This window comes from Inquilinus limosus MP06, from assembly GCF_000767795.1.
Classification (GTDB): Bacteria; Pseudomonadota; Alphaproteobacteria; order DSM-16000; family Inquilinaceae; genus Inquilinus; species Inquilinus limosus_E.
This window is the reverse complement of sequence record NZ_JANX01000293.1, coordinates 1-7,534: the sequence shown is the minus strand read 5'-3', so window position 1 is coordinate 7,534 and position 7,534 is coordinate 1. Positions and strand designations below refer to the sequence as shown.

The 7,534-nt window shown below is 69.8% G+C and carries 7 protein-coding genes; 2 read left to right on the top strand and 5 right to left on the bottom strand.

Translation table 11 applies throughout. The annotated features are described in order from the left end of the window. From P409_RS20535 to miaA, 5 genes are all read right to left on the bottom strand, one after another. Nucleotides 1-386 (bottom strand): GNAT family N-acetyltransferase (locus tag P409_RS20535; protein WP_034842819.1); only part of this gene is annotated, 386 nt, incomplete at its 3' end. Nucleotides 387-486: 100 nt separating this feature from the next. After that, on the bottom strand, nucleotides 487-1,506 hold the full coding sequence (ilvC, locus tag P409_RS20530) for a ketol-acid reductoisomerase (protein WP_034842816.1): 1,020 nt from the start codon (nucleotides 1,504-1,506) through the stop codon (nucleotides 487-489). Between the two features lie 88 nt (nucleotides 1,507-1,594). Beyond that, nucleotides 1,595-2,125 (bottom strand): acetolactate synthase small subunit, encoded by a 531-nt coding sequence (ilvN, locus tag P409_RS20525; protein ID WP_034842814.1) that lies wholly within the window; start codon nucleotides 2,123-2,125, stop codon nucleotides 1,595-1,597. Between the two features lie 79 nt (nucleotides 2,126-2,204). Continuing rightward, nucleotides 2,205-3,977, bottom strand: coding sequence for an acetolactate synthase 3 large subunit (locus tag P409_RS20520; protein WP_034842811.1), 1,773 nt, complete (start codon nucleotides 3,975-3,977; stop codon nucleotides 2,205-2,207). 91 nt (nucleotides 3,978-4,068) lie between these two features. After that, on the bottom strand, nucleotides 4,069-5,019 hold the full coding sequence (gene miaA, locus P409_RS20515; RefSeq protein ID WP_034842808.1) for a tRNA (adenosine(37)-N6)-dimethylallyltransferase MiaA: 951 nt from the start codon (nucleotides 5,017-5,019) through the stop codon (nucleotides 4,069-4,071). Nucleotides 5,020-5,106: 87 nt separating this feature from the next. On the opposite strand from miaA, the gene serB reads away from it, so the two are divergent. After that, complete coding sequence (gene serB / locus P409_RS20510; protein ID WP_034842806.1) at nucleotides 5,107-6,006, top strand: phosphoserine phosphatase SerB; 900 nt, start codon at nucleotides 5,107-5,109, stop codon at nucleotides 6,004-6,006. 132 nt (nucleotides 6,007-6,138) lie between these two features. Further along, nucleotides 6,139-7,534, top strand: a 1,396-nt coding sequence (gene murJ / locus P409_RS20505; protein ID WP_034842803.1) for a murein biosynthesis integral membrane protein MurJ, incomplete at its 3' end; no start/stop codon positions are given.

Here is a 7,534-nt window from a genome sequence, read left to right as displayed (position 1 = left end):
GCCCGGTAGAAGGGCTCGGCCCCGGGATCGGCGAGGATCCACAGGGCGGTGGCCCCGCCGCCGCGGGCCGCGTCGACGGCATGGCGCCACAGCGCCCGGCCGGCCCCCTGCCCCATCGCCGAAGGATCGACGAACAGCAGCTCGACCTCGGCCTCGGCGCCGGAGACGCTGACCGAGACCATGCCGAGCGGCCGGTCGTCACGGTCGGCGGCGACGGCGATGCCGCCGGCCCGGATCATCTCCGGCGTCACCCGCAGCACGTCGACCACCTGCGCCATGAAGGCCGCGTCATAGCCCCAATGCGCCTTCGACCGCAGCACTAGCGCCGACAGCGCCTCCGCCTCCTCCGGCCGGGCCGGGCGGACGGCAATGGATGGGCGCGTCATGACCGTGCTCCCGCCGATGCGATTCTGTCCCTGGATACCACGGCCCAACGAAAAAAAGGGCCCCTCGCGGGGCCCTTTCCATCTCCGGAAACAGTCCGGATCAGTTTTTCGCCTTGTCGACCAGCTTGTTCTTGGCGATCCAGGGCATCATCGCGCGCAGCTTCTCGCCGACCTTCTCGATGTCGTGCTCGGCCTGGCGGCGGCGGGTGGCCTTGAAGCTGGCCTGGCCGACCTTGTTCTCGAGCATCCAGTCGCGGGTGAAACGGCCGGACTGGATGTCGTCCAGCACGCGCTTCATCTCGGCCTTCGTCTCCGAGGTGATGATCCGCGGGCCGGTGACGTAGTCGCCGTATTCCGCGGTGTTGGAGATCGAGTAGCGCATGTTGGCGATGCCGCCCTCATACATCAGGTCGACGATCAGCTTGACCTCGTGCAGGCACTCGAAATAGGCCATCTCCGGCGCGTAGCCGGCCTCGACCAGGGTCTCGTAGCCGGCCATGATCAGCGCGGTCAGGCCGCCGCACAGCACCACCTGCTCGCCGAACAGGTCGGTCTCGCACTCTTCCTTGAAGGTGGTCTCGATGATGCCGGCCCGGCCGCCGCCGATCGCCGAGGCGTAGGACAGGCCGATGTCGAGCGCGGCGCCGGTCGCGTTCTGGTCGACCGCGATCAGGCAGGGCACGCCGCCGCCCTTCTGGTACTCGGAGCGCACGGTGTGGCCCGGGCCCTTCGGCGCCACCATGAACACATCCAGGTCCTTGCGCGGCACGATCAGGTTGAAGTGCACGTTCAGGCCGTGGGCGAAGGCGATGGCGGCGCCTTCCTTCATGTTCGGGCCCAGGTCGCGGGCGTAGATGTCGGCCTGCAGCTCGTCCGGCGTGCACATCATCAGCACGTCGCCCCAGGCGGCGGCCTCGGCCGGCGACATCACGGTGAAGCCGGCGGCCTCCGCCTTCTTCACGGTCGGGCTCTCGGGGCGCAGCGCGATGCGCACATCCTTGACGCCGCTGTCGCGCAGATTGGCGGCATGGGCATGGCCCTGGCTGCCATAGCCGACGATCACCACCTTCTTCGACTTGATCAGGTTCACATCCGCGTCGCGGTCGTAATACACGCGCATTGCTCTGTCCTCTCACACGGGGCCGGGCGGCCCGGCCTTTCTCAACGATGACGGGACCTGCCGGCTGCTGGCAACCGGCAGATTGGGGTTACTTGGCAGCAGTCAGGAGCCCTTCGGGCCCCCGGGCGATGGCGACGACGCCGGTCCGGCTGACATCGACGAGCCCGAGCGGGATCATCAGCTGGATGAAGGCGTCGATCTTCTGGGACGAGCCGGTGACCTCGAACACGAAGCTCTCGGTCGTCGAATCCACGGCGCGGGCCCGGAACACGTCGGCGATGCGCAGGCTCTCGATGCGCTTGTCGCCGCCGCCGCGGACCTTGACCAGGGCGAGCTCGCGCTCGACCGCCGGGCCGTCCAGCGTCAGGTCGTGCACGCTGTGCACCAGCACCAGCCGGTCCAGCTGGGCCTTGATCTGCTCGATGATCATCGGCGTGCCGGAGGTGACGACGGTGATGCGGGACAGGTCCCGCGCCGCATCGACCTCGGCCACGGTCAGGCTCTCGATGTTGTAGCCGCGGCCGGAGAACAGGCCGATGACGCGGGCAAGGGCGCCGGGCTCGTTGTCCACCAGCACGGCGATGGTATGGGTTTCGATCTGGGTCTGCGGGGGGGTCATGGTCGATCCATAAGGTCACGAGACGAGAGTCGCGGCCACCCTCGGTCGGATGGCCGCGGCGAAGAGCGTCGTCCGCGCCTTATACGAGCACCATCCCCTCCTCCGAGGTCGGCTTGGCGGCCTGGTCGGCCGGGCCCAGCAGGATCTCGTTGTGGGCGGCACCGCCCGGGATCATCGGGAAGCAGTTCTCCATCTTGGAGACCTGCATGTCGACCACCACCGGCCCCTTGATCCGCAGCATCTCGCGGATGACGTCATCGGCCTCGCCCATGTTGGTGGCGCGCAGGCCGGTCAGGCCGAAGGCCTCGGCCAGCTTGACGAAGTCGGGCAGCGCCTCCGAATAGCTCTCGGAGTAGCGCTCGCCATGCAGCAGCTCCTGCCACTGCCGCACCATGCCCATCCAGAAGTTGTTGACGATGAAGATCTTCACCGGCAGCCGGTACTGGGCGATGGTCGACAGCTCCTGGATGTTCATCAGCGTCGAGGCCTCGCCGCCGACGTCGATCACCAGCGCCTCGGGATGCGCGATCTGCACCCCGACCGCGGCCGGCAGGCCGTAGCCCATGGTGCCGAGCCCGCCCGAGGTCATCCAGCGGTTCGGCTTCTGGAACGGGATCAGCTGCGCCGCCCACATCTGGTGCTGGCCGACCTCGGTGGTGATGTAGACGTCGTCGCGGTCGGCGGTCAGCTCGCCCAGCCGCTTGATCGCGTATTGCGGCTTGATGATCGCGTCGGAGGAGCGGTCCTGGCTGAACTGCAGGCAGTTGCGCGCCTGCCACTGCTTGATCTGGCCCCACCAGCCGGAAATCGCCTTCTCGCGCGACTTGTAGCCGCGGCGCTTCCACAGCTCGACCATCGCCCGGATCACCTTGCCGGCGTCGCCGACGATCGGCAGGTCGACATGGACGTTCTTGTTGATCGAGGACGGGTCGATGTCGACATGGATCTTAGTCGACCCCGGCGAGAAGGCGCTGATCTTGCCGGTGACCCGGTCGTCGAAGCGCGAGCCCAGCGCCACCATCAGGTCGGCGCCGTGCATCGCCAGGTTGGCCTCGTAGGTGCCGTGCATGCCGACCATGCCCAGGAACCGCGGGTCCGAGGCCGGCAGGGCGCCGAGGCCCAGCAGGGTCGAGGTGCAGGGGAAGCCGGTCAGCTCCACCAGCTCGCGCAGCGCCGCCGACGCCTCCGGCCCGGCATTGATGATGCCGCCGCCGGTGTACAGGATCGGCCGCTCGGCCTTGGCCATCAGCTCGACCGCCTGCTCGATCAGCTCCGCGTCCGGCTCGGTCCGCGGCCGGTAGGTGCGGTGCTCGACATGCTCGGGCGGAGTGTAGACGCCGTCGGCGAACTGCACGTCCTTCGGCAGGTCGATCACCACCGGGCCGGGCCGGCCGCTGCGGGCGACGTAGAACGCCTCATGCACCGTGCGGGCGACGTGGTTGGCGTCCTTCACCAGGTAGTTGTGCTTGGTGCAGGGCCGGGTGATGCCGGTGGTGTCGGCCTCCTGGAACGCGTCGTTGCCGATCAGATGGGTCGGCACCTGCCCGGTCAGGCAGACGATCGGGATCGAATCCATCAGCGCGTCGGTCAGGCCGGTGACCGCGTTGGTCGCGCCCGGGCCGGAGGTTACGAGGACGACGCCGACCTTTCCGGTCGAGCGGGCATAGCCTTCCGCTGCGTGCACCGCCGCCTGTTCGTGCCGGACCAGGACGTGGCGGATCGCGTTCTGCTTGAAGATCGCGTCGTAGATCGGAAGGACAGCTCCGCCCGGATATCCGAAGATAACCTCTACGCCCTGGTCCCGAAGGGCACGCAGGACGATTTCGGCTCCGGTCAGCGTTTCTGTCGACATGGTAACCTCGGTTTGCGGCCCCCTCCGGGCCGCGACGTTCAACGTTGGGGATCAACGAGGGTCGGCAAGCTAGACGGCGGAATCCGAGAGGTCAATCGGAATTGCGAAGAAAAGACAAAGTTTCGGCTGCAATTTTTTCCGAATATTGCGTGTGAGCGACATGGCTGCGTTGCACCCTTGCGCCCGCGGCGGGGATCTGGTGTCGGAACCAGGTGGTCTGGCGCTTGGCCAGGTTGCGCGTGGCCTGCTGCGCCCGGGCGATCGCGGCCTCCAGATCCGTCTCCCCCCGCAGATGCGCCGCCAGCTCCGGCACCCCGACCGCCTTCATCGCCGGCAGCTCCGGGTCCAGATCCAGCGCTAGCAGGTCCCGCGCCTCCTCCAGCGCCCCGGCGGCGACCATGGCCCGGAAGCGGCCGTCGCAGGCGGCATAGAGCGCGTCGCGCGGCGGTGCCAGGATGATCCAGTCGAACACCATGCCGGGCGGTGGGCCGGAGCCGGGGTCGAGCTGCCAGTCGGCCAGCGACCGGTTGGTGGCGACCATCACCTCCCAGGCCCGGATCATCCGCTGGCTGTCGCCCGGGGCCAGGCGCTGGGCCATCTTCGGGTCCCAGCGCATCAGCTCGGCATGGAAGGCCTCGCCGCCCAGGGTCTCGTGCAGCTCGACCGTGGCGCGGCGGATCTCCTCGGGCACCGCCGGCACCGGGCTCAGCCCCTCGGTCAGGGCGCGGAGATACAGGCCGGTGCCGCCGACCACGATCGGCCGCTTGCCGGCCTTCCGCGCCAGGCCGATCTCGGCCAGCGCCATGTCGCACCAGGCGGCGGCGGAGCAGCGGGTGGCGGCCGGCAGCACGCCGTAGAGGCGATGCGGCGCCCGCGCCAGGTCGGCCGGACCGGGCCGGGCGGTCAGGATCGACAGCTCGGCATAGACCTGCATGCTGTCGGCATTGATCACCACGCCGTCCAGCGCCCCGGCCAGGTCCAGCGCCAGGGCCGACTTGCCGCTGGCCGTCGGCCCGCCGACGATGATGACGCCGTCGGTCATGCCCTTGCCCCGCCGCCTTTCGCGCATAGACAGGCACCGCCGCGCTGCGGCATAGACGGTCGCCTGTGCTGGGAGCTGCGCCGCGTCATGGATCTCGTCCTCACCCTCACCACCGCCCCGGATCACCCGGCCCTCGACAACGCCCTGACCCGCCATGTGCGCAACGCGCTGGCGATCGCGGGCGGAACGCCGGGCGCGGTCGACTGGCTGGCGCCGGGCATCGCCTGCGATATCGCATTCACCGCGGCCGATGCCAAGGCGGCGCAAGCGGCGGCGCGGCTGTCGCTGGCCGGGCAGCCGGTCGACGCCAATGTCGTGCCGGCCCTGGGACGCCGCAAGCGCCTGCTGGTCGCCGACATGGACGCCACCATCGTCGAGGCCGAGACGCTGGACGAGCTGGCGGCCCTGGCCGGCGTCGCCGACCGGGTGGTGCCGATCACCGAGCGGGCGATGCGCGGCGAGATCAATTTCCGCGAAGCGGTGGTCGAGCGCGTGGCCCTGCTGGAGGGCCAGCCCCGCTCGATCATCGACCGGGCCCTGGCCGACCTGCGCTACACCCCCGGCGGCCGCACCCTGGTGGCGACGATGCAGGCGAACGGCGCCTATTGCGCCCTGGTCTCCGGCGGCTTCGATGCCTTCACCCGCCCGGTGGCCGCCGCGGTCGGCTTCGACCGGTCGGAGGGCAACCACCTGATCGAGGCCGATGGCCGGCTGACCGGCCGGGTGCGCGAGCCGATCCTGGGCAAGGACGCCAAGCGCGCCTTCCTCCAGGAGATGGCGGCGGAGCGCGGGCTGGGCCTCGCCGACACCATCACCGTCGGCGACGGCGCCAACGACATCCCGATGCTGCAGGCCGCCGGCCTGGGCGTCGGCTTCCGGGCCAAGCCGCTGGTGCGGGAGTCGGTGCCGGTGTCGGTGACCCATGGCGACCTGACCGCCCTGCTCTATCTGCAGGGCTATCGCGCGGCGGAGTTCGTGGCGGCCTAGGCGACAGGGATAAATGCTCCAGATGAGCACCATCCTTTTACTGTCATGCCCGGGCTTGACCCGGGCATCCAGAGAGCGTCGAGACCCTCTGGATTGCCGGGTGATTCAGCTCATGCTGAAAGCGGCCTAGGCGTGTACCGCAAGATCGCCTCCGTCGGCGGGCTCACGCTCGCCAGCCGCGTGCTCGGCCTGGTCCGCGACCAGATCATCGCCGCGGTGCTGGGGGCCGGCCCGGTGGCCGACGCCTTCTTCCTGGCCAACCGGCTGCCGAACCACTTCCGGTCGCTGTTCGCCGAGGGCGCGTTCAACGTCGCCTTCCTGCCGACCTTCACCACCACGCTGCAGCGCGAGGGCAAGGCCAAGGCGCTGGCCCTGGCCGAACAGGTGCAGGCGATCCTGCTGGCCGTGCTGCTGGTCGTGCTGGTCGCGGCGCTGGCGGCCATGCCCTGGCTGATCTCGGTGATGGAGCCGGGCGGCACCACGGCGGCACAGACCGATCTGAAGGTCGAGCTGACCCGGATCACCTTCCCCTATCTCCTGTTCATGTCGCTGGTGTCGCTGCAGGGCGGCGTGCTGAACGGGCTGGGCCGGTTCGGTGCCGCCGCGGCCGCGCCGATCCTCCTGAACCTGTTCATGATCGGCGCGGTGCTGGGGTTGACGCCGTTCCTTCCCACCGCCGGCCACGCCCTGGCCTGGGGCGTGTTCCTGTCCGGCATCGCCCAGTTCCTGTACCTGGAATGGGACATGCGGCGCTCCGGCGCCTCGCTGCGGCTGGTGTGGCCACGGCTGTCGCCCGGGGTGCGCCGGTTCTTCCGGGCGCTGGGGCCGGCGACCCTGGGTGCCGGCATGGCGCAGATCAGCGTTTTCGCCGACACCATCATCGCCCAGGCGCTGCCGACCGGCGCCCAGTCCTACCTGAACTACGCCGACCGGCTGAACCAGCTGCCGCTCGGCGTCATCGGCATCGCCGTCGGCACCGTGCTGCTGCCGGAGGTGACGCGCCGCCTGGCCGCCGACGACCATGAGGGCGCGCTGGCCAGCCAGAACCGGGCGATCGAGCTGACCCTGGCCCTCACCCTGCCCTTCGCCATCGCCTTCCTGGTGGCGGCGGAGCCGATCCTGGCGGCGATGTTCGAGCGCGGGCGGTTCACCGCGATCGACAGCCATCAGTCGGCGCTGACCCTGACCGCCTATGCCTTCGGCCTGCCGGCAGTGGTGCTGGTGCGCTGCCTGCTGCCGGGCTTCTACGCCCGCGGCGACACAGCGACGCCGGTCAAGATCGCGGTCGCCACGGTGGCGTTGAATGTCGGGCTGAAGATCGCGCTGATGGACTCGTTGTCCCAGGTCGGCCTCGCCGTCGGCACCTCGGCCGGGGTGTGGCTGAACATCATTCTGCTGGCCTGGGTGCTGCACCGGCGCGGCCATTTCCGGCTCGACCCCGCGGCCTGGCGGCGGCTGCCGCGCATGGTGCTGGCCGGGGCGGTGATGGCGGCGGCCCTGTGGGGCCTGCTGGTCGTGGCGGCGCCGG

What these genes read in the sequence shown, in the direction of transcription:
- ilvC (WP_034842816.1), bottom strand. Translation starts at nt 1,506, where the DNA reads ATGCGCGTGTATTACGACCGCGACGCGGATGTGAACCTGATCAAGTCG.
- ilvN (WP_034842814.1), bottom strand. Translation starts at nt 2,125, where the DNA reads ATGACCCCCCCGCAGACCCAGATCGAAACCCATACCATCGCCGTGCTG.
- P409_RS20520 (WP_034842811.1), bottom strand. Translation starts at nt 3,977, where the DNA reads ATGTCGACAGAAACGCTGACCGGAGCCGAAATCGTCCTGCGTGCCCTT.
- miaA (WP_034842808.1), bottom strand. Translation starts at nt 5,019, where the DNA reads ATGACCGACGGCGTCATCATCGTCGGCGGGCCGACGGCCAGCGGCAAG.
- serB (WP_034842806.1), top strand. Translation starts at nt 5,107, where the DNA reads ATGGATCTCGTCCTCACCCTCACCACCGCCCCGGATCACCCGGCCCTC.